This is a genomic window from Streptomyces sp. NPDC001985 (assembly GCF_040296845.1).
In the GTDB taxonomy this organism is placed as follows: domain Bacteria; phylum Actinomycetota; class Actinomycetes; order Streptomycetales; family Streptomycetaceae; genus Streptomyces.
The window spans coordinates 52,861-72,156 of record NZ_JBEOYB010000021.1; the positions used below are offsets into that span (position 1 = coordinate 52,861).

Sequence of the window (19,296 nt, forward strand, 5' to 3'; positions counted from 1 at the left end):
GAGCCGGAAGCGCGGACGGCGGCTCACGGCTGATCCGCCGCCGGACCGGACTCCGCCGCACCCGGCACCCGCTCCCGGGCCCCCGGCTTCACCCGGACGATCTCGTCACTGGTCTGGAGCATCGCCTGATGGCGGCCGTCCCAGGACCAGACCGTGCGGTACTCGTACCCCGGGATGCCCGCCGAGACCGAACGCAGAATGATGTCCCGGCCCGCGACCTCCACACTCACCAGCTGGTCGGATGTCGCCATGATCCGCGTCAGCCGGCCCTTCCTGTCCGGCGTGTAGCAGCGCACCGCCGTCTGCTGCTCGGGCATGGTGACCCCGATGATCAGCTCCTCGCGGCCGTCCCCCGTCAGATCGCGGTGGTACGGCCGCAGCACCGGGCAGCTCTTCGCCTTGTCGCCGCACTCCGCGAGCTTGTCCACGGTCTCCTGGTAGAGCCCGTCGATTCCGGTGTGCGCGTCGGGGGCGGCGCCCTTCTCGGCCCGCAGCACCTCGACCGGATCGAGCGCGCGCACGCCCCGCGACGGCACCTCGATGCCCGGGACCCGCGCGGTGTCCGCCTCGCCGTAGTCGTACGGCGGGGCGGTGACCGGCGGCAGACCCGGCCACAGCCGTACGGGCCCGGTGGCCGTGGCGGTCGGGCCCGCGCTCTTCACCATGCCCGCGTCCCCGCAGCCGGCCAGCACGGCGACACAGCCCGCCGCGAGCAGGGCGGCGCACAGCGGTCGGGGTGAGGGCGAGCGCAAGGTTCTCCTCGCAGGGCGGACGGCCGGACCCGTCCACCCTATGCGCAGCCGGCTGCCCCGACGCGCGCGCCCGGGGACCGGCGGCCCTGCTCCCCGGCGCCGCCGCCGGGCACCGGGAGCGCGCGGTCGCTCAGTGCTGGTAGGGGTTGCGGCCCTGCTGCCGCGGCCCGCCGTACGGCTGCCCGCCCCCGGGGCCCTGCGGACCCTGGGGGCCGGATATGCCCGGTCCGGCGGTGCTCTGCGCCAGCAGCGCGTCCGCCTCCTCCCGGCTCACCTTCCGCTCGGCGCCGCAGAAGGTGCACTGCGTCTGGAACTTGGTGGAGAGCGGGATGAGGGGCACGAAGAACAGGGTGAACTTGGTGACCCGCTTCCGCAGCGTGTGCGCCGCGGGGTTGCCGCAGAAGCCGCAGACGAAGGTCAGGATCGCGAGCTGGTGGAGGTACCCCTTGGTACCGAAGATGATCATGTGTTGGGTCCCTCCCGGGTCAGCGCCCGCCGGCACAGGGCCAGCAGTCTCTCGTCCCTCACGATGTCATGGCTGCCGTATCCGCCGTCTATGGCGTTGTGCCGGCGGATACGGGACAGCTCCGCCCGCAGCAGCCGGTCCGCCCCATCGGCGCGGCCCGCCACGGGCTCCCCGCCCGCCCGCTCGGCCAGCCGCTCGGCCGTCGGAACCCGGGTGAACGGCAGCTCGGCCCAGGCCGCCCGGAGCACCGGCCAGCCGGGCTCCGGGTCGCCGGTCACCCGCCACAGGGCCAGCGCCGCGTCCACCCGTGTCCAGGGGTCGGAGGAGCGGAGCAGCAGACGGAGGCCCGGGACGGCGGGGCGGGCGGCCGGACCCATCGTCCCCAGCACGCCCGCCGCCGAGCGGCGGGCGCCGGAGTCGGCCGACGCGAGCGCCGTGCGCAGCATCGGCAGCACCGCCCCCGCGTCCCCCTCCACCGCCCATAAGGCGGCGGCGGTCTTCGCCGCGAACGCCCCCGACAGCACCCCCGAGCGGGCGGCCCGCGCCAGCAGCGCCCGCAGATCCGGCACCGCCTCCCGGGCGGCCGGGCCGAACGCGGTGAGCGTCCGCAGCACCAGCTCCACCACCCACTCCCTGCGGTACTCCGGCGCGCCCCGCAGTATCCGCAGGACCTCCGGGAGCGCGTCGACCGCCCGGAGCGCGGTGAGGCCGTAGAGCAGCGGGCCCGCCGAGTCGTAGAGCCGGTCGTCCAGCTCGGTCTCCGCCAGCCTGCCGCGCAGCGCGGGGGCGAGCGGGGCCGCGGCCTGGCCCAGATGGTCCAGCACATAGCCGAGGTCCTGCGGGGCCTCGGGCAGCTCCAGCATCCGGGCCAGCACCGGCACCACCCGGGCATCGCCCGCGCGCGCCAGCGCCGCGACCGGGCTGCCGAGCATCAGCGGCCCGCTCGCCCACTCCTGCACCCAGCACCCCGGGTCGGCGGAGACGAACTCCGCCAGGGCGTCGGCGGCGGGGGTGGCGAGGTCGAACAGCTCCCCGAGCGCCACGGCCGCGGCGTCCGCCAGCCGGGGTTCCTTGTCGGCGAGCTGCTCCCCGATCAGGCCGATCAGCTCGCCGTACTCCCCGCGCCAGGTGCGGAGCAGACCGCTGCTCATCCGGACGGCGTCGATCCGCTGTCCCCAGTCGGGGCTGCAGAGCTGGTCGGCGAGGAGCGCGGTGCGGTCCTCGACGCGGTCCCCGAGCCCCGAGTGGAGCGTGCGCAGCAGATCGCCGGTCCAGGGGGCGTGGCGGCCCGCGCTCTCCGGGTCCGCCGGGCCGGCCGCCCGGCCCGCACCCCTGTCCGGACCCGCGTCCGGTCCGGGTGCCTGGGTCGAGGGGCCCGCCCGCAGCTCCCGCAGCAGCCCCATCACCCCGGGCACCACATCGGCGGGCAGCGCCTGCGGGGCGCACCGGGCGAGCTGGGCCAGGGCGGAGAGCCGCAGTCCCGCGTCGTACGACCAGTGGGTGCGGCACTCGGGAGCCCCGGCGGGCGGCGCCTCCCGCCCGGCGGCCCCGGCCGCCCCGGCCCGACGCTGCGCCGGCGCGCCACGGGCGCCGCGCGCCGCCGGTTCGTACGGCATCCGGGCCAGCTCGATCAGCCACTCCACCACCTCCGACGCCAGGGTGTCGTGGCGCAGCGCTATCCGGCCGGCCGCCTCCACACAGGCGAAGCGCACCTCCGGGTCCCGCTCGATCCTCAGCCGCTCCCGCAGCAGCCCGAGCACCAGCTCCGGCTCGCCGTGCAGCGCGGCGAGCGCCAGCGGGGCGGTGAGCCGAACGCCCCGGTCGTCCGCGTCGATCAGCGCGAGAAAGACATCGGCGCCCGCGGTGACCGCGGAGGCGGCCATCGCGTAGTTCGCCGCGTACTCGAACTCCTCGTCCTCCGGGTCCAGTTCGTCATCGCCGTCCAGGTCGATGCCGCCGATGCTGGTCAGCAGCTCGACGATGCCCCCGCGGTCCTGGACGGCCGGGTCGGCCACCAGCTCCAGCAGGAACGGGATGCACGCGAGTGTCGCGTCGTACACATCTCCCTGGTGATGGACCGCCCCGTACATTCCGTCGAGCGCGGCCTCGCGCTCCGCCGGGTCGGCGGACGCCAATCCGCGCAGCAGTTCCGGCACGTCATCGGCCGGACCGTACGCGTGCTCCAGTGCGGCCCAGTCGACCTCATCGATCCCCCCGAACACGCCGCCCCCTCCCAAGAGCCGTGCGCTGCCAACTCCGCGCCCTGAACTATGCGCTGGAACAGAGCGCTTGGGGAGAGTCTGCACCACGGCTCTGACATCGAGGGGATATTGCCCCAAGCCCCCACACCTCTTCCCCCCGCCCGGACCCGTCTCGGACTCCGGCCCCGAACCTCCGCGCCTCAATCGCCGGCGGGGCTGGGGTGGTTGGCGCCTCCGGCGGGGCTGGGCAGTCCCAGCCGGTCCGGGGGTGCCTCCGGGAGGCGGCTCTGGGGGAGTTGGAGGACGGCCCCCGTGCCACGGGTGCCCGCACGGTGCGGGCCGCGGTCGGGGGCCTGCCCCCGAGCCCCCGCGCCTCAATCGCCGGCGGGGCCGGGGTTGCTCGGGTTTCCGGCGGGGCTGAGCATTCCCAGCCCCGCCGGGGCAGCTCCGGGGGAGATTACGGGCGGGCCCGGGCGTCAAGGGGCCTGGTCCTGGGGGAGGCGCAGGCGGAGGACCACCGTGGTGCCGTGGCGGGTGGTGCGCTGTTCCACCTCCGCCATCACCCCCGGCCCCACCCGCCGGTAGGCAACCTCACCGATACCGATCGCCATCGCCCGCCCCTCCCCCTCTCCCTCCCCCTCCCTCTCCCTCTCCTCCACCAGCACCTCCGCCGCCTGCGCTCGCAGCCCCGGCGTCAGAGCCCCGGTCACCACCGGGGTGTCGTCGTCGGGCACGGTCACCACCAGCGCCGCCGGCCGCCCCGGCACCCCGGTGAAGCCGACGACCGCCGCGTCCCGCACAGCGGTGTGCCGGAGCTTGCGCCACGCCCGCGCCCCGCCCCGACGGGTCCCGTACGTCTGGTCCACCCGCTTGATCACCAGCCCCTCCACCCCGATCCCCGGCAGGGACGCGTACCAGTCGGCCGCCTCCTCCGCGTCCCGGGTCATCGGCACCGCCTGGAGCGGCGGGCCGAGCGGCGCCAGCAGGGCGACCAGGCGGCGGCGCCGCGTCTCGTACACCAGCCCCCGCAGATCCTCCCCGCCCTCCGCGAGCAGATCGAAGGCCGCGTACGAAGCGGGCAGCCGGCGCGCGAGTTCCGGTGCGCGCCCCGGGGTCGCGGTGGCCCGCCGCTGCACGGCGGCGAAGTCGGTGCGCCCGCCGACCCACACCACCACCTCGCCGTCCAGCACGCTCCCGTCGGGAAGCAGCCGGGCCGCCTCCGCGAGATCGGGGAAGGCCGCCGTCACGATCCGCCCCGAGCGCGCCTGGAGGACCACCTTCCCGCCGGTGCGGAACACCAGCATCCGGTGGCCGTCGAACTTGGGCTCGTACGCGAGGTTCGCCCCGCGCGGCAGCGTACCGACGGACTCCGCGCGCGCCACCCGCAGCGGTGGCCGCAGGTGCGGCCCGGGCACCCCGCGCCCCCCGCCGCCCCCTGCCCCGTCCCCGCTCACGGCAGCGGCCGGGCGAGCGCCGGATCGGTGAGCGGGGCCAGCAGATCCCCGTACCGGTCGAGCCGGGGCGCGATGTCCCCCGGCAGATACGCCAGCTCCCGCCGGCTCTCCACCTCCTCCCAGGTCACCGGTGCCGACACCGAGGGCTCCGCGCGCGCCCGCAGCGTGTAGGGCGTCGCCGTGGTCTTCGCGGCGGCGTTCTGGCTGTGGTCGACGAAGACCTTCCCGGGCCGCAGGGCCCGCGCCATCCGGTGCAGCACCAGCCCCGGCAGCGCCGCCTCCCCCTCCACGGCCAGCCCCTTGGCGTACGCCGAGACCTCCCCGGACGGCGCGGGCGCGATCGGCACCAGCACATGCAGACCCTTGGAGCCCGAGGTCTTCACCCAGGCCCCGAGCCCGTCCGCCGCCAGCCGCTCCCGCAGCCACAGCGCCACGTCACAGCACTCGGGAATCCCCGCCGGGGCCCCGGGGTCGAGGTCGAAGACCATCCGGTCGGCGATGCCGGGCTCCCGCGCCCGCCACTGCGGAGTGTGGAACTCCACCACCAGATTCGCCGCCCACATCAGCGACGGCAGATCGTCCACGACGACCTGCCGGGCACCCGGGTCGTCGGAGCGGGGCACCGGAGCCACCCGTACCCACGACGGCGTACCGGGGGGCGGGTTCTTGGTGAAGAAGAGCTGGCCCTCCGGCCCGTCCGGATACCGCAGGAAGGAGACGGGCCGGTCCCTCAGATGGGGGAGCAGCGCCGGTGCGGTGAGGGCGTAGTAGTGCAGCAGCTCGCCCTTGGTGGTCCCGGTCGCGGGGTGGATGACCTTGCCGAGGTTGCTGAGCGCCAGCCGCCGCCCCGCCACCTCTGTGATCGGCGTCATACCCCGAGAATCCCATGAAACCGGTGGATAACGCCCGGCCGAATCCCGCCCCGCGCCCGCCCCTCCCGTGTCGCGCCCCTCGCCGGGACCGGTGGCAGAGAGGCCGCACTGCCGAGAGACTGTGCAGGGAGGACCCGTACGACATCCGTCCCGCCCGGTATGAGAGGGATCTGCCCCATGGTGCGATCCATATGGAACGGCGCGATCTCCTTCGGTCTGGTCAGCATCCCGATCAAGCTGGTGAACGCCACCGAGAACCACTCGGTCTCCTTCCGTCAGATCCATACGTCCGACGGCGGCCGCATCCGCTACCGCAAGGTCTGCGAGCTGGAGGAGAAGGAGATCCCGGCGGCGGAGATCGGCAAGGGGTACGAGGAGGCCGACGGCTCGATCATCCCGATCACCGACGAGGATCTGGCGGCGCTGCCGATCCCGACGGCGAAGACGATCGAGATCGTCGCCTTCGTGCCGGCCTCCTCCATCGACCCGCTCCAGATGGACGCGGCGTACTACCTCTCCGCCAACGGGGTCCCGGCGGCCAAGCCCTACACCCTCCTGCGCGAGGCGCTGAAGCGGAGCCGGAAGGTGGCCCTCGCCAAGTTCGCCCTGCGCGGGCGGGAGCGGCTCGGGATGCTGCGGGTGGTGGACGATGTCATCGCCATGCACGGTCTGCTCTGGCCGGATGAGATCCGCAGCCCCGAGGGGGTGGCCCCGGAGTCCGATGTGACGGTCCGGGACGCCGAACTCGACCTGGCGGACGCGCTGATGGACACGCTCGGCGAGGTTGACATGGAGTCGCTGCACGACGATTACCGCGAGGCCGTGGAGGCGATGATCGCGGCGAAGGCGGAGGGCGGGGAGGCGCTGCCGGAGACGGAGCGCGCGGAGCGCGGCGGTGGGCAGGTCATCGATCTGATGGCCGCGCTGGAAGGCAGTGTGCGGGCGGCCAGGGAGGCGCGGGAGGGGGAGGAGGGCGGGGTTGCGGACGTGACACCGATCAAGGGCCGGAGGAAGTCCGCCGCTGGGGGGAAGGCGCCGGCGGGGAAGGCCGCCGCGAAGAAGACCCCCGCGAAGAAGTCCCCGGCGAGGAAATCCCCGGCCAAGAAGGCCACGACGGGCAAGTCCGCGTCGGCGGGGACCGCCACCAGGAAAGCGGCGGCGAAGAAGCCGGCCGCCAGGAAGACCGCCGCCGGGAAGTCCTCCGGCAAGCGAGCCTCCTGACGACCCGCACCGGACCGGGCGGGGGTGGCCTGTCCCCGCCGGCCGGCCGGCATCGGCCCACGGCTCCCCCAGCCCGCGACCCGCGACCCGCGACCCGTGCCCGCGACCTGCGCCCGCGACCCGTGCCCCCCGGCCCGTGCCCGCGCCCGTGCCCGCGCCCCCGTCCTCGCCGGTCGACCGGCATCGGCCGGCGTGGGCGCCCCGACCCGCGCCCGCACCGCGCCCGCACCCTCGCACGGCCCGCGCCCGCGACCCGTGCCCGTGCCCCCGGCCTCGCGGGTTGACCGGCATCGGCCGGCGTGGGCGCTCCGACCCGCGCCCGCACCGCGCCCGCACCCTCGCACGGCCCGCGCCCGCGCCTGCGCCCGACCCGGGCCCGGCACGGGTGGCCTGTTCCCGCTGGCCGGCCGGCATTGGCCGACGCGGGTGCCCGACCCGTGCCCGGGCCCTCACCCGCGCCGCCCACCCCGGGCCCGACTCTCACCCGGGCCCTCTCCCGCGCGCGGCCCACACCGGGCCCGACTCCCGCCCACGCCCGAGCCCGCGCCCCGCCCCCGCACCATCCCCCGCCTGTCCACCGGCCCCAAAAATTGCGTCCTCTGCAATCTTGCAGTGACTGCATAAACCCAACTACCGTTGATCGTGTGACATCGACCGAGCCGACGCAGGCCGCCCCGGCAGCCCCGGTATCTCCCCCCGTCCCCGCCCGCACCCCCCGCCCCGGCGGGGGGCTGCGTGAGCGCAAGCGGCGGGAGACCCATCGTCTGCTGGCGACCACGGCCCTGCGCCTCGTCGCCGAGCGCGGGCTCGACCGGGTGACCGTGGAGGACATCAGCGCCGCCGCGGGCGTCTCCCCCCGGACCTTCTTCAACTACTTCGGCTCGAAGGAGGACGCCCTGCTGCTGCCCTACCCGGACCACGCGGAGCGCTCCGCCGAGGCGCTCGAACGCATCGCCACCGCCCCGCCGTCCCTCGGCCCGCTGCACATCTGCGCCTGGGCCTGGCGCCGCGACTTCGAGTCCGTCGACGCGGACCGGGAGGAGTGGGTGACCCGGCTGACGGTCCTCACCGACCATGTCGCGCTGGTCTCCCGGCTGGTCGCGCTGGAGGCCGACGAGGAGCGGCGCAACATCGACGCCCTCGCCCGCCGCCTCGGTCTCGCGCCGGACGACCACTACCCCTCCCTCGTGTACTGCGTCGCCGAGGGCGCCATCCGCTCCTGCTTCACCCACTGGCAGCGGATCGGCGGCAGCCGCCCGCTCGTCGGGCTGATCGACCACGCCATCGACGCCGTCGCCGGAGGCCTTCCCGCACACCCGGCCGGCACCGCCCGGCCCGTACCGCCCGGCCCGTACCCCGCACCCCGCCGCACACCTGAGGAGAAGTGACCGACCCATGGACACGGCCATCGTCATCGGAGGCGGCCAGGGCGGCCTCGCCGCGGCCCACGCACTCCGCAACCAGGGATTCAGACCCGTCGTCCTGGAGGCCGGCGCGGAACCGGTCGGCTCCTGGCCCCACTACTACGACAGCCTGACCGCCTTCACCCCGCTGCGGTTCTCCTCCCTCCCCGGCATGCCCTTCCCGGGGCCGCCGCGGCACTTCCCCGTACGGGACGAGGTCGTCGCCTACTTACGGCGGTACGCCTCCCGTCTCGACGCCGAGATCCGCACCGGGCAGCGCGTCACCTCGGTGGTCGCGGACCGCGACGGCTATGTGGTCGAGACCGCCGACGGCACCCGGCTCCACTCCGCCGTCGTGGTCGCCGCGACCGGGAACTTCGGGAATCCCCACCGGCCCGAACTGCCGGGCCTCGACGCCTTCACCGGGCAGGTGCTGCACTCCGCCGAGTACCGCGCCCCCGCCCCCTTCGCCGGCCGGCGGGTGGTCGTGGTCGGCTCCGGCACCTCGGCCGTGCAGATCGCCTGTGAACTCGCCGGGCACGCGCGGACCTCGCTCGCCAGCCGCCGTCCCGTCAACTTCAGCAGCTGGATGTTCAAGGCGGAGCGCGAACCGGTCTGGCGGATGATGGAGGCGGTGGGCCGGCTCCCCGTCGGCCCCTGGCTGCCGTCCACCGTGGGCCACAACGTCGTACCCGACCACGACGGCTCCCACCGGGCCGCCTTCGACCGGGGCCTGCTGGACCGCCGGCCGCTGTTCACCGGCGCCGACGGCTCCGAGCTGCGCTGGTCCGACGGCACCCGGGAGCAGGTGGACACCGTCGTCCTCGGTACGGGATACCGCCCCGCGCTCGACTGTCTGCGGCCCCTCGGCGCCCTGCGCCGCGACGGAAGCCCCCGCCAGCGGCACGGGCTCTCCACCAGCCACCCCGGGCTCGCCTACATCGGCGTCGAGGGCCAGCACACCCTGCTCTCCAACGCCCTGCACGGGATGGGCACCGACGCGGACCACATCGCCCGCGCGCTGCGCCGGTACGTCGCGGGAAACCGTCCCGGGCTGCTGAGCCGGCCCCGCGTCCGGGCCGCCGCCTGACCCCTCCCGCGCCCCGGCACGGCGAACGGCGGCCCACCGGAATCCCGGTGGGCCGCCGTCGAGAGCCGAGTGCGCCGGAGCCTACTTGCCGAAGTAGGCGTTGTGGACCGACACCGAACCCTTGTTGCCCTTCGTGTCGGTGACCGCGGCCCGCAGCGAGATCCCCTTGCCCTTGGCCGGGTTCTTCACACTGATCGTGCCCTTGGTGACCGTGACCTTCTTCCAGGTCTTGCCGGAGTCGTACGAGGTGTGGACCGTCAGGGACTTGAGCCCCTTGCCGGCCGCCGGGCCCTGCACGGTCAGCGGCACCGTCTGGTACTTGCCCGCCGGAGCCGTGCCGTCCAGCGCCACCTTCGCCCCGAAGCGGACCGTGGAGATCGGCAGCTGGACCAGCTTGCCCGTCACCTTCTTCGACCGGAAGGTCCAGCTGGCGTCGATCCGTCCGGCCACCCTGGCCAGCTTGGTGTCGCGCTTCACCGAGGTCGCCAGGGTGTACTGGGCGTCGGCCGCGCCGACCGCGAACGGCCCATCGCCGGTCAGCGGGTCCTTGTTCTCGCCGACCTTGGTCTTCCCCTTGTGCAGGGTGGTCCTCGCGGAGGAGATCTCCGACCACCCCGGGTGGCCCTGGCCGTCGGCGAACACCGGCAGCATGCCGTAGATGACGTTGTCCTCGCGGAAGACGCCGTTGTCGCTGTCGACCAGGGGGCCGTGGACCCCGGTGTTGAAGGCCGTGGCGTAGGACTTCCCGGGTGCGAAGCTCCTCAGCGGCTGCACATAGGAGGCGTCGTAGATCGGCTCGCCCTCGCTGTCCAGACCCCTGATCTGGCCGTAGTCCAGCTCCCACTTGGCCTTGGAGCCGGTGGACAGATACAGCGTGCGGGTGGTGGGCACGGTGGGTACGGTCGAGAACGAGAGGCTGCCGCCGTTGACCGGCAGCTCGCCCCAGGTGAGCAGCTCACCCTTCTTGCCCGTGCTGCCCGCCGCGCCGAGCCCCGCCTTCACCGTGGCCAGCTCACCGGCCTTGTAGTGCTTGGTGTGACCGGTGGGGAACTTCTTGACGGCGCCGCCGGTGAGGATGCTGTACTCGGCTCCGGCGCCCTTCAGCCACTGTCCGGAGAAGGCCTGGCTGAACGAGCCATCGGTGACCTGGGGGCCGAGGTGCGCTGTCCTCAGCTGCTGGAACGCACCCGCGCTGTAGCCGCCGGTCAGACCGGTCTCCTTCAGGTCGACCGTGTAGTCGACCGAGGCGTGCGACGGCTTCGCCTTGGCGTCCGGCACGGTGATGTCGACCGGCTTGGCCTTGCGGGCGTCCACGGTGACCGTCAGCTTCCTGTCCACGGTCAGCTTGGGCTGGACGGTCAGATCGATCCCGCCCTTGGGGCTCGCGGGGTTGTCCTGGTTGATCGACCGGAGGGTGTACGCGCCCTTGCGGACCCGCAGGGTCTTGCTGCCGCTCGGATCGCTGAAATCGGTCCTGCTCCAGCCGTCCTTGTTGTAGATCCCGTAGAGCACGGTGGAGGCGTCCCCCGTCGGCGCGCCGTCCCGGCCGAGGTGCTTCACCGTCACGTCGTACGCCTCGGACTCGCGCTCCACGGCGGCGGCGGTACGGACGGTCTGGCCGCCGCCCGTCGCGGTCACGGCCGCGGAGTAGTGGCCGTCGACCTTTCCGCCGAGCCGGGTGTCCGCCGTGACGCCGACGGAGGCCGTGCCGCCCGCCGGTACGGTCACCGAGGACGCGTCCAGGGTGAAGAAGCCGGCCGGGGCCGCCTTGCCGTCCGGGCCGAGCGTCGTGGCCGTCAGCGCGAGGGTGACATCCGCGGTGCCGAGGTTGCGGTAGGTGAGCCGCTCGGTGACGGGGGTGTCGTCGTGGTGCGGCCACTGCTGCACCCCGAGGCCCACCGACACCGGCTCGGCGAACACCGTCTGCGTGATCGCACGGTCGACCGCGACCCGGCCCGAACCCTGCTGGAAAGCCGAGTACTTCCCGCCCTTGGCGGAGGCGGTCAGCACCCCCTTCAGCTCCTTGGCCCTCCAGCCCGGGTTCCGCTGCTTGAGCAGGGCCGCCGCGCCGGCCACGTGCGGGGTGGCCATCGACGTACCGGAGACGCTGACGTACCCCTTCGGGTTCTCGCCGTACTCCTGAGCGATCAGGCTCTTGGGAGAGGAGGCCGCGGTGATGCCGACGCCCGGTCCGGTGACATCCGGCTTGATCGCTCCGTCGCCGGTCCTCGGGCCCACACTGGAGAACTCGGCCAGGACGTCCTTGTCGTCGACGGCGCCCACGGTCAGCGCGGCCTCCGCGCTGCCGGGGGAGCTGACCGTGCCCGCGTCCGGACCGTCGTTGCCCGCGGCGACGGCGAAGAGCACGCCGGTCGTGTCGGACACCTGGTTGACATGGGCTTCCAGCGGGTCCAGTTCGGGGGTGTCGTAGCCGCCGAGGCTCAGATTGACGATGTCGGCGCCCTGCGCGACCGCCCAGTCGATGCCCGCGATGATCCCGGACTCGTCGCCCCAGCCGTCGTCGTCCAGCACCTTGCCGCTGAGGATCTTGGCCCCGGGGGCGACGCCCCGGTACTTCTTGCCCGTGTGACCCGCTCCGGTGCCCGCCGCCGTGGCCGCGACATGGGTGCCGTGGCCGACGCGGTCCCTGGTGTCGGGGGAACCGGTGAAGTTCTTGGCGCCGAGCACCTGACCCTTGAGGTCCCCGTGGTCGGCGTGGACGCCGGTGTCGAGCACGGCGATCCTCACCCCGGTGCCGTCACTGCCGGCGGCCCAGGCCGCGGGGGCGCCGATCTGCCCCACGCTCTTGTCGAGACTGGCCCGGCGGACCGCGTCCAGCCAGACGCCGCTGATGCCCGAAGCGGTGGTCCGCGCGCCGTTCGACGAACGGGTCAGCGCCTCCCACAGACCGGTGCCGCCCTCGCCGGGCGCGGTGAGCGCGTCGGCGTTCAGCGACGCCAGGGTGCGCCGCACCCGGGTGTCGTCGGTGGCGCGGACCTCGGCCCGCGCCGCCTTGGCGGCCCCGCCGCGGTAGCGGACGATGACCTTCAGGCCGTCGCGGTACGCCGCGCGGCTCTCGGCGGTGCTCAGCCCGGTCACATCGAACAGCCGGCGGTCGAGCCTGCCCTCGGCTATCAGCCGGTTCGCGTCGGCCGGGACGACATGGGTGCGTCCGCCGGCCGTCACGGTCTCGATGGGTATGTTCTCGCGGCCCTTGGCGCGCTGGATCGAAGCGACCCGGCCCTTGGCGTCGAGCAGCACCGTGTCCCCGGTGATGAGGGTGACCCGGTGCTTGACCCGGCCCGCCCCCCGTTCGCCGCTGCCGGCCCGGTCGGCCGAGGCCCCGGCGGGGCTCCCGGCGCGTTCGCCGGCCGCTGTCGCCGGGCCGGTCATGCCCGCCGTCAGCGCCACAGCCGCCGCCGCGGCCACGCCGGCCACGCCGGCCCTCTTGATATGGATGCGCAAGTCTCCCCCTGGAGATGAGCGAAGGGGCGGGCATCGCGTGCCCACCCGCCCGGGGGCTGGTCGTCAGTGTGTGTGCGCACTGTGCCCCCGGTGCAGGAAGTATGCAGGCGGCAGGTCGCCAACTCAACGTGGTTCACGGCGTGTTGGCCGGACTGTGCGGTGGCTTTGACCACCCTTCGCGGTTCCTGTCCGGGGCTTGCGTGAGAGTTCACTCCACGTGCGACAGTGATCACATGACGACACCACGGCGCACCATAGCCCTCGGCACGCTCGCCTTCGGCACCACCGTCGACGAGCGCACCTCCTTCGCCATCCTCGACCGTTTCGTGGAACTGGGCGGCACGGTGCTCGACACCGCGAACAACTACGCCTACTGGGTCCCGGGCGGGACGGGGGACGAGAGCGAGCGCACCCTGGGGGAGTGGCTCGCACGGCGCGGCAACCGCGACTCCGTGGTGCTCAGCACCAAGGGCGGCGGGCGCCCCGCGCTGTCCGGCAGCGGGCCCGGCGGGACCGAGGGGCTCTCGGAGAAGGCCCTCAGAACCGCCGCCGAGGGGAGCCTGCGGCGGCTGGGAACCGATCGCATCGATGTGTACTGGGCCCATCTGGAGGACCGGGGGGTTCCCCTGGAGGAGACGGTCGGCGCGCTGTCCTCGCTGGTGGAGGAGGGGAAGGCGGGTGAGCTGGGGATCAGCAACCACGCGGTGTGGCGGGTGGAGCGGGCCCGCGCGCTCGCCGGGGACCGGCCGCGCTGCACCCATCTCCAGTACCGCTACTCCTATCTCCAGCCGCGCTTCGACATCCCGCTGCCGTCGTCCGGGCACCGGCATGTCACGCCCGAACTGCTCGACTACGCGCGGGCCGAGGGGGATCTGCGGCTCTGGGTCTACAGCGCGCTGCTCTCCGGCGCGTACACCCGCGACGAGGTGGGGCTCCCGGCGGCCTACGACCACCCGGGGACGGAGCCGCGGAGGGTGGCGCTGCGGGGGGTCGCGGAGGAGCTGGGGGTGACGGTGAATCAGGTGGTGCTGGCGTGGTTGCTGGGGAGTGAGCCGGCGGTGCTGCCGATTGTGGGGGTGAGCGGGGTGGCTCAGCTGGAGGAGGTCATGGCCTCCCTGCCCCTCCATCTGTCGCCCGCGCACCACGACCGCCTGACGTCAGCGGGCACCTGACTCCCGGCTCCCGCGGTCCTAGGGGGCCGGGGGGCCGGGGTTCGCGGGGTGCGGGTCCGCTGTGGCGCAGGGGTTCGTCCTCCGGCCCGGGGTTCGTCCTCCCGCCCGGTGTCTGTCCTCCGGCCCGGGGTTCGTCCTCCGGCACAGGGCCCTTCCTCCCGCCCGGTGTCTGTCCTCCGGCCCGGGTTCCGTGCTCAAGTGCCGGACCGGCCGGAGACGCACCGCTCGGGCGCCCCGGGGTGCGGGTTCCGTCCTCAACCGCCGGACGGGCCGGGGGTTCCCGGCGCGAGGGCGGGGCCCGGGGCCCTCAAGTGCCGGGTGGGCCCGGGGGTCCGGGGGTCCGGGGGGCCGCAAGTACCGGGTGGCCCCGGTGGCGGGGGATATCGGGGCGATAGCCGCTCGATAATCACGCGATATCCCCACGATACCCACACCCACTCAACTGTCCCCCATGACGCCCTCCGTCTCCGTGGTCATCCCCGCCCACAACTCCGCCCGCACCCTCCCCGCCTGCCTCGACTCCGTCTACTCCCAGACCACCCCCCTCCACGAGGTCATCGTGGTGGACGACGGAAGCACCGACAGCACGGCCGACATCGCGGAGCGCTACCCCTGCACCCTCCTCCGCCGCACCCCCAACCGAGGGGTGTCGGCGGCCCGGAACGCCGGGGTCGCCGCCGCCACCGGTGAGATCGTCTTCTTTCTCGACTCCGACGAGGCCCTCACCCCCGGCTCGGTCTCGGCCGCGCTCGACATCCTCCGCGCCGACCCCGGCTGCGGCTGCGTCCACGGCGTGATCGCCCCCGACCCGCTCTACGACGACGGCCCCGTCGAGCGCTACAAGGTGCTGCACGCCCACTGGTGGCGGGCGCGCGGCGTGGGCGAGGTGCAGACCGCGTTCCTGGCCCAGGCGGCCGTGCCCCGCGAGGTCTTCCACCGTGTCGGCGGCCTGGACGAGAGCCTGCGCGACTCCGAGGACCTCGACTTCAGCGACCGCCTCGCGCCGCACTACCGGATCGTTCTCACCGACCGGATCGTGGCCTACCACGACGAGGAGCACCGGCTGCTCCCCCTCCTCGCCGAGACCCACCGCCGGGCCCTCCTGCTGGTCCCCGCGCTGCTCTCGGCCCGCCGGGGCGGCCGGCGGAACCTCACCGCCAACACCCCCGCGTCGGTCGCCGCCGCCGCGCTCTGTCTGGCGGCCCTCCCCCTGCTCCCGGTACGCCCCTGGGCCCCCGCCCTCGCCGCCCTCGGCTTCTGCGCCGCCAACGCGGGCCTGCTCCGGTTCGCCGCCCGCCACCGCGGCCCCGCCTTCGCCGTCTACGTCGCCGCGATCCACCTCGTGGTCCACGCGGCCCTGCTGACCGGCGCGGCGACCGGCGCGGCCCGCGCGCTGACGACCTCCCGGTGAACTCCGCCCCGTACCGGCTGCTGCGCCGCGTCCTCACCCCGGTGATCGTGGCCGCCGCGCTCGTCGGACTGGTGCTGCTGCTCCGGGGCGAGGGGGCCGCCGCCGCACGGGCCTTCGGCCGGGCGGAGGCCGTACCGCTGCTCGCGGCCTCCCTCGCCGCCTATCTGCTCGGGCTGCTGCTCGCGGTGCACTCCTGGCAGGCCCTGGTCCCCGGCGAGCACCGCGTCCGGGGTCTGACCGCCGCCCGCATCTTCTTCCTGGGCCAGCTCGGCAAGTACCTCCCGGGCCGGATCTGGGGGCTGGTCACCCATGTCACCCAGGGCCGGGCGGCCGGTGTCCCCGGCGCCCGGATGGCCTCCGCCTATGTGCTGACCCTGGCCCTGACCGTGCTGACCGGCGCGGGCATCGGTCTGCTCGCCGCCCCCGGCGCGCTCCCGGGGCACTGGGCCTGGCCTGCCCTGCCCGCGCTCTGCTTCCTGGCCTGCGTGGTCCGCCCCGCCCTCGCCACCCGCCCGGTCACCGCCCTGCTGCGGCTGTTCCGGCAGACGGTCGAGGCGCCGCCCGACCGCGCGGTCCGGCGGGCGATCCTGCTGGCCCTCGCCTCCTGGCTGATCTCGGGGCTGCATCTGTGGTTCCTGGTGCTGGCCCTGGACGCCCCGCCGTGGGCGGGGCTGCGGTCGGCGGTCGGCGCGTTCGCCCTGGCGGCGGTCGTCAGCAGCCTGGCCCTGATCGTCCCGGACGGCTGGGGCGTACGGGAGCTGACCATCACCGCCGCCCTGTCAGCCGTGCTCTCCCCGGGCGCCGCCGCGGCCGCCGCCATCGCCAGCCGGGTGGTCTGTGTGGTGACGGAGCTGGGCAGCGCGGCCGTGGTCGTCCTCTGGTCCCGGCTGCGCCGCCCCCCGGAGCCCGCACCCGCGCCCGCGCCCCCACCCCCGTCCCCCGACCCGACCGAGAGAACCGGAGAGGCCACCCGTGTACACCCTTGACGAAGCCGAACGCCTCGACATCGACGAGGTCCACTCCCTCTACCGCCGCCATGTCAACAAGAGCCAGGTCTCCCTGATGACCTCCTTCGGCTTCGGCCGCGAGCTGGTCGCCTCCGCCGAGGGAGCCCATCTCACCCTCACCGACGGCCGCCGCGTCCTCGACCTCACCGGCGGGGTCGGCGTGCTCAACCACGGCCACAACCACCCCCGTATCCTCGCCGCCCGCCGGCGCTTCGCCCGCGACCTGCGGATGGAGGTGCACAAAACCTATTTCTCGCCCTATCTCGCCGCCCTCAGCCACAACCTCGCCGAGGTCCTCCCGGGCGATCTGTCGATGTCCTTCCTCCCGAACTCGGGCGCCGAGGCCGTCGAAGGGGCGGTGAAACTGGCGTACAAGTACCACCGGGGCCGGCGCGGCACCGTCCTCCGCGCGGACCGCGCCTTCCACGGGAAGCTCCTCGGCTCCGGCGGGCTCACCGGCCAGAGCCAGTTCGCCTTCCCCACCATCCCCGGCATCGGCACCTTCCGGTACAACGACCTCGCCTCGGTACGCGCCGCGGTGGCGGCGGCCCCCGGCGATGTGTACGCGATCCTGATCGAGCCCTTCAGCGCCTCCACCGTCGAGCAGTGCTCGGAGGAGTTCCTGCGCGGCCTGCGCGAGCTGTGCACCCGCCACGACATCGTGCTGATCTTCGACGAGATCTACAGCGGCTGGGGCAAGACCGGCACCCTCTTCCACTTCATGCGGTACGAGGGCCTGGTCCCGGATGTCCTCACCACCTCCAAGTCCTTCGGCGGCGGCAAGTCCTCCATCTCCGCCTTCGTCGCCCGCGAGCCGGTGCTCCGCCGGGCGTACGACCATCTCGGCGACGCCCTGCTCCAGTCCACCTCCACCACCTACTACGGCTTCGGCGAGGAGTGCGCGACCGCCCTGGAGGCGGTCAACATCGCCATCGAGGACGACTACCCGGCCCGCGCCCGCGCCCTCGGCGCCGTACTGGAACCGGGTCTCGCCCGCCTCGCCAAGGAGCACCCCGGTGCCATCGGCTCCGTCGCGGGGGCCGGCGCGCTCTGGGGGGTCTTCATCGACGGCGGCCCGAGAATCCTCGACCTGGTGGCGAAGCTGGCCCCCGGCGGACTCGCCCGCGACCCCCTCTTCAAGACCAAGCTCGTCACCTGCGCGGTGGTCAACGCCCTCTACCAGGACCACGACATCTACACCTACTACACCCTCAACGGCCGCTCCCCGCTGATCCTCGGCCCCTCGCTCGTCACCGACCCCGCCGATGTGGAGCGCGCCGTGGACGCGCTCGGCGAGGTGCTGGGCCAGGGTCTGACCCGGCTGGTGACCCGTTTCGTGCGGCAGAAGGTGGGCTCCCAGTGGTGATCACGATCACCGGCGCCGCCGGCATGCTCGGCTCCCGGCTCGCCGAACGGCTCACCGCCGACGGCCACCATGTCCGGGGCGTGGATCTGCGCCCCGCGCCCGGGGTGGAGTTCACCGGGGACATCCGCGACCGGGCCCTCATGGACCGCGCCCTGGACGGCGCCACCGCCCTGGTGCACGCGGCGGCGGCGCTTCCCAGCTACCCCGACGACGAGATCCGCTCGATCATCACCGGCGGCACCGCGAACGTCCTCGCCGCCGCGCACGCCGCCCGCACCCCGCGCGTCGTCCATGTCTCCTCCACCGCCGTCTACGGGCTGCCGAAGCGGGTCCCGACCCCGGAGGACCACCCGCGCGAGCCCGTGGACACCTACAGCCGCGCCAAGGCCGACGCCGAGGAGATCGCCGAGCGGTACCGCGCGGAGGGGATGTGTCTGCCGATCCTCCGCCCCAAGACCTTCGTGGGCCCGGGCCGGATGGGGCTCTTCGCCATGCTGTTCGAGTGGGCGGAGGAGGGCCGGAACTTCCCCGTCCTGGGGAAGGGCGATGTACGGATACAGATGTTCGGCATCGATGACCTGGTCGACGCCGTGGTGACCGTGCTCACCGCGCCCGACGCGGTCGCCAATGACACCTACAACCTGGCGGCGGCCGAGTTCCGCACCCTGCGCGAGGACTTCCAGGCGGTCCTGGACGCGGCCGGACACGGCAAGCGCGTCATCGGGCTGCCCGCCCGGCCCGCGCTCACCGTCCTCGCGGGGCTCCAGCGGGCCAGGCTCTCCCCGGTGTACGGGAGGCTGCTGCACAAGCTGATGGACGACTCGTACGTCTCCATCGACAAGGCCGCCGACCGCCTCGGCTTCACCCCGAAGCTCTCCAACGAGGACGCCATCCTGCGCACCTACGCGTGGTGGCGCGGGGCCCGCCACGACCGCCCCGCCACCACCCCCACCGGCCGGACCAGCCGGGACCCATGGAGCCAGGGCCTGCTGTCCGCCGCGAAGATCTTCTTCTGAGGGGGCCGGGCGATGACACTCCTGGGCGGCGAGACGGAACCCGCTCCGAGACCCACTCCCACTCCTCCTCCCTCTTTCCCCGCCCCTTCCCCTTCCCCTTCCCCTTCCCCTTCTCCTTCCTCTCCCTCTTCCGCCGGCCGCCTCTCCGCCGACCCCCCGGCCCCGGGCGACGCGCCCCCACCCGGGCCGCCCGGTGAGACCGGTGCCGCGACAGGACCCGCGACCACGACAGGGGCCGCGACTGCAACCAGACCAGGACCAGGACCAGGACCAGGACCAGGACCAGGACCAGGACCAGGACCCGGGCCCGCGACCGGGCCCGCCCCCGGCACCCCCACCCCCCGCCCGCGCGGCCGGCTCCCCGCCCCCCTCGCTCTTCTCCGCCCCGGCCAGTGGCCCA

The 19,296-nt window shown here is 74.1% G+C and carries 14 protein-coding genes; 8 read left to right on the forward strand and 6 right to left on the reverse strand.

The genetic code is table 11. The features are described from left to right. Positions 1–23: 23 nt before the first annotated feature. The 5 genes from ABT122_RS12195 to ligD all read right to left on the reverse strand — a co-directional run bounded on the left by ABT122_RS12195 (position 24) and on the right by ligD (position 5,745). Positions 24–752 (reverse strand): hypothetical protein, encoded by a 729-nt coding sequence (locus tag ABT122_RS12195; RefSeq protein ID WP_351549314.1) that lies wholly within the window; start codon positions 750–752, stop codon positions 24–26. 130 nt (positions 753–882) lie between these two features. Continuing rightward, a complete protein-coding gene (locus ABT122_RS12200; protein ID WP_351549316.1) occupies positions 883–1,218 on the reverse strand; it encodes a zinc ribbon domain-containing protein in 336 nt (111 codons plus the stop codon). Continuing rightward, a complete protein-coding gene (locus ABT122_RS12205; protein ID WP_351549318.1) occupies positions 1,215–3,440 on the reverse strand; it encodes a PBS lyase in 2,226 nt (741 codons plus the stop codon). Before ABT122_RS12205 ends, ABT122_RS12200 begins: the two co-directional genes overlap by 4 nt. A 455-nt stretch (positions 3,441–3,895) precedes the next feature. Next, positions 3,896–4,834, reverse strand: coding sequence for an ATP-dependent DNA ligase (locus tag ABT122_RS12210; protein WP_351549321.1), 939 nt, complete (start codon positions 4,832–4,834; stop codon positions 3,896–3,898). 35 nt (positions 4,835–4,869) lie between these two features. Next, entirely contained in the window at positions 4,870–5,745 is an 876-nt protein-coding gene (gene ligD / locus ABT122_RS12215) for a non-homologous end-joining DNA ligase (protein ID WP_351549324.1), read from the reverse strand. Positions 5,746–5,925: 180 nt separating this feature from the next. Between ligD and ku the strand changes: the two genes are divergently transcribed. From ku to ABT122_RS12230, 3 genes are all read left to right on the forward strand, one after another. Beyond that, entirely contained in the window at positions 5,926–6,966 is a 1,041-nt protein-coding gene (ku, locus tag ABT122_RS12220) for a non-homologous end joining protein Ku (RefSeq protein WP_351549423.1), read from the forward strand. 644 nt (positions 6,967–7,610) lie between these two features. Further along, positions 7,611–8,354, forward strand: a complete 744-nt coding sequence (locus ABT122_RS12225; protein ID WP_351549327.1) for a TetR/AcrR family transcriptional regulator — start codon at positions 7,611–7,613, stop codon at positions 8,352–8,354. A gap of 7 nt (positions 8,355–8,361) precedes the next feature. Then, the gene (locus tag ABT122_RS12230) at positions 8,362–9,459 is read left to right on the forward strand and encodes a flavin-containing monooxygenase (protein ID WP_351549330.1); all 1,098 of its coding nucleotides are present in this window, start codon (positions 8,362–8,364) and stop codon (positions 9,457–9,459) included. Positions 9,460–9,540: 81 nt separating this feature from the next. Here the strand turns inward: ABT122_RS12230 and ABT122_RS12235 are convergent, their stop codons facing one another. Beyond that, complete coding sequence (locus ABT122_RS12235) at positions 9,541–12,852, reverse strand: S8 family peptidase (RefSeq protein ID WP_351549426.1); 3,312 nt, start codon at positions 12,850–12,852, stop codon at positions 9,541–9,543. Between the two features lie 305 nt (positions 12,853–13,157). Here ABT122_RS12235 and ABT122_RS12240 point away from each other — a divergent pair, with 305 nt between their 5' ends. The 5 genes from ABT122_RS12240 (at position 13,158) to ABT122_RS12260 (ending at position 18,896) form a co-directional block, all read left to right on the forward strand. Continuing rightward, the gene (locus ABT122_RS12240; protein ID WP_351549333.1) at positions 13,158–14,096 is read left to right on the forward strand and encodes an aldo/keto reductase; all 939 of its coding nucleotides are present in this window, start codon (positions 13,158–13,160) and stop codon (positions 14,094–14,096) included. 451 nt (positions 14,097–14,547) lie between these two features. Further along, on the forward strand, positions 14,548–15,507 hold the full coding sequence (locus tag ABT122_RS12245; protein WP_351549335.1) for a glycosyltransferase family 2 protein: 960 nt from the start codon (positions 14,548–14,550) through the stop codon (positions 15,505–15,507). Continuing rightward, a complete protein-coding gene (locus ABT122_RS12250) occupies positions 15,504–16,493 on the forward strand; it encodes a lysylphosphatidylglycerol synthase domain-containing protein (protein WP_351549338.1) in 990 nt (329 codons plus the stop codon). Before ABT122_RS12245 ends, ABT122_RS12250 begins: the two co-directional genes overlap by 4 nt. After that, positions 16,480–17,880: an aspartate aminotransferase family protein gene (locus tag ABT122_RS12255; protein WP_351549341.1), complete on the forward strand. Its 1,401-nt coding sequence runs from the start codon at positions 16,480–16,482 to the stop codon at positions 17,878–17,880. The genes ABT122_RS12250 and ABT122_RS12255 overlap by 14 nt, the downstream gene beginning before the upstream one ends. Continuing rightward, a complete protein-coding gene (locus tag ABT122_RS12260) occupies positions 17,874–18,896 on the forward strand; it encodes an NAD-dependent epimerase/dehydratase family protein (protein WP_351549343.1) in 1,023 nt (340 codons plus the stop codon). Before ABT122_RS12255 ends, ABT122_RS12260 begins: the two co-directional genes overlap by 7 nt. The last annotated feature ends 400 nt before the right edge of the window (positions 18,897–19,296 follow it).